The sequence below is a fragment of the Candidatus Hydrothermales bacterium genome, assembly GCA_039630235.1.
Taxonomy (GTDB): domain Bacteria; phylum Hydrothermota; class Hydrothermia; order Hydrothermales; family JAJRUZ01; genus JBCNVI01.
This window is the reverse complement of sequence record JBCNVI010000004.1, coordinates 96735-99065: the sequence shown is the minus strand read 5'-3', so window position 1 is coordinate 99065 and position 2331 is coordinate 96735. Positions and strand designations below refer to the sequence as shown.

The window sequence follows — 2331 nt, the reverse complement described above, 5'->3', positions numbered from 1 at the left end:
ACCAGAAATAAAGAGTACAGGCGCTTGCGTTTGAAAAGTCAAGGGAAGGAGTTATCAACCAGTCATTTTGATACTCTACCGGATAATAATGCACTCTTGCTACATCAGAATTAGTCCCAGAGTAAAAGTACTTATGCCAATCACTGCCATCAGGAGGGGAAGAGTATATTATTGTCCAACCAGCTGGAGGATTTAAAGTTGACTAAGTTCCTTCAAAATTTTCATTTAAAATCACTACTCCAAAAAGAAGAGAATTTAAAAAAGGCAGAAAAATTAACTTTTTCATTTCCTAAACCTGATTTTTCCTAATTATTTCAAGGGCTCTTTTTGTTTCTTCATTAGGATGATTTTTAATCTCCTTTTCAAGATCTCTAATGAATAACTCCTTATTTTTGCATTTTTGATATCTTTCTAAAATTACCACTACTTGATTATTAGAAGAAAAAAGAAAATAAAACCCTATAATGGAAAAAGTTAAAAGCTTAAGAAACTTAAACATAGTAAAAACCCCTTTTCGGAATTATATGATAGAATAACTTGAAATTCAATTTACTAAAAATGTATAATGAAAATACTATGAAGCATAGTAGATCGTTGAGGCTCTTTTTAGGGGAGCTTCAGGCGTAGTGTTTAGAGATTATTTGGAGTCTAGGGAAAGTTACTTGCTTTGATGTTCTTGAGGAACTTAAAAGACGCGGAGAAAACTATGCCTATACCACGATTTTAACAGAACTTCAAAATCTTACAAAAAAGGGATTTTTAAAGTCTGAAAGAGTTGGAAAGAAAAATTTATATTCACCCCTTATTACAAAGGAAAATTTCATAAAGAAAAAATTAGAGAGATTCTAAGACCTCTGATTGATGAGTTTCCTGATTTAGTTGCAATTAACTTTATTGAGGGGAAAAAATTAACCGAAAGTGAAAAGAAAAAACTTCTTGAAATTCTAAAGAAAAAATGAAAATAATCTTTTTTAATTTTAATTTTATACAGTCTTTTATCAATCTCAGTTATTCTTTATAAAAACTTACCCCTATCCAAAATTTATTTAAGAAAAATTTTCCCCTATTTCTTTGCTTTTATTTTTTTGTTATCTTTTATACCTCTTGTTTTTATTATGAATCTCTAAGAAACTGTCATTTAAAATGCTTCCTTTTTGGTGGCTCTATCTTAAAAGTAGAAATTTTATATACTCCGATCCTTTCAGCTTTAATCTCAGTTTTCTTGCTTATAAGAGAATACCTGAAAGAAATAAAGTATAAAAATTTTCCGCTAATAGTTTATGGTAATAATCCCTTTGGTGCATCTGTAAAAGGTGCCTTTAAACCCTTTATCTTTATTGATGTTAACTTGTGGAAAAAATTAGACAAGAATGAGAAAAAAGTTATAATTTACCATGAAATAAGCCATATAAGAAGTAGAGACAACTTAACTAAACTGATATTAAACATAACATATAAAGCTTTCTTTTACTTACCTCAAATTTATTTACCAATTAAATCCTTTGAAGAGATAGCAGAAATGGCCTCAGATGGATATTCATTAATAAAAACAAGAGCAAAAGAAAAAATTATAAAATCCTTAGCTAAAATAACTTTAATTTTAGACTCCCAAACATCAACCAGCTTTTTTCCCACCCAGTTTTCAAAAGAATAAAACACTTAGAAAAAATTAAAAATAAAAAAAGTATTATACCTAAATTTTCCCTATTTTTATTTAATTTGATTTCCATCCTTCTTTTTTCTCTTTCTCCCTTAAGGGCAAACTGCGAAAATAATTGTCCCATTAATGAAAAATACTGCCATGTTAAAACCTATGAAAATTAAATTTTTTTATTCTTTATTACTATAGCCTATAGTATTTATTGTGATACCTTGAGGTTAAGTGATGCTATATCAACATCGCTTATAAATAACTTAGAGATTAAGTCATCTTACGAAAATTTGAAAAAATATTCTTTCAGTATACTTAAAAATCTTTTTCCTGAGAGCCCAAAAGTAACACTAAGGGAAATGTTTATGGAAGATAACATAGCAGTAAGACAAAATATTACTTTACCAACAAAACTTTTAACTTTTCTTCTCTTAGAGAAAGATAAATTAAAAAGTGAACACTATCTTTTCCTTTTTAAATGAAAAATCAAAAATTTTAAAACCGGCCTGTCAACAACAAATGATATCCTAAAAGTTAACCTTGAACTTGAAAGATTAAAATATGAGATTCTTTTAAATGAATCAGAAAGAATTAAGATTAAAGAAAGACTAAAGACACTATTAAATAAAGAGAAAATACCAGATGAAACAGAAAAAATAGAATTTGAAGATTTAAATTTT

Annotated in this window: 4 protein-coding genes; 2 read left to right on the top strand and 2 right to left on the bottom strand. The window is 27.7% G+C overall.

Annotation, left to right across the window (positions count from 1 at the left end; genetic code table 11):
• Nucleotides 1-289: 289 nt before the first annotated feature.
• Entirely contained in the window at nucleotides 290-499 is a 210-nt protein-coding gene (locus ABDH49_05390; GenBank protein MEN3046396.1) for a hypothetical protein, read from the bottom strand.
• 723 nt (nucleotides 500-1222) lie between these two features.
• Here ABDH49_05390 and ABDH49_05385 point away from each other — a divergent pair.
• Both ABDH49_05385 and ABDH49_05380 read left to right on the top strand, forming a co-directional pair.
• The gene (locus ABDH49_05385) at nucleotides 1223-1654 is read left to right on the top strand and encodes a M56 family metallopeptidase (protein MEN3046395.1); all 432 of its coding nucleotides are present in this window, start codon (nucleotides 1223-1225) and stop codon (nucleotides 1652-1654) included.
• Nucleotides 1655-1872: 218 nt separating this feature from the next.
• Nucleotides 1873-2133, top strand: a complete 261-nt coding sequence (locus ABDH49_05380) for a hypothetical protein (GenBank protein MEN3046394.1) — start codon at nucleotides 1873-1875, stop codon at nucleotides 2131-2133.
• Here the strand turns inward: ABDH49_05380 and ABDH49_05375 are convergent.
• A partial coding sequence (locus tag ABDH49_05375) for a hypothetical protein (protein MEN3046393.1) occupies nucleotides 2112-2331 on the bottom strand: 220 nt, incomplete at its 5' end. The genes ABDH49_05380 and ABDH49_05375 overlap by 22 nt on opposite strands.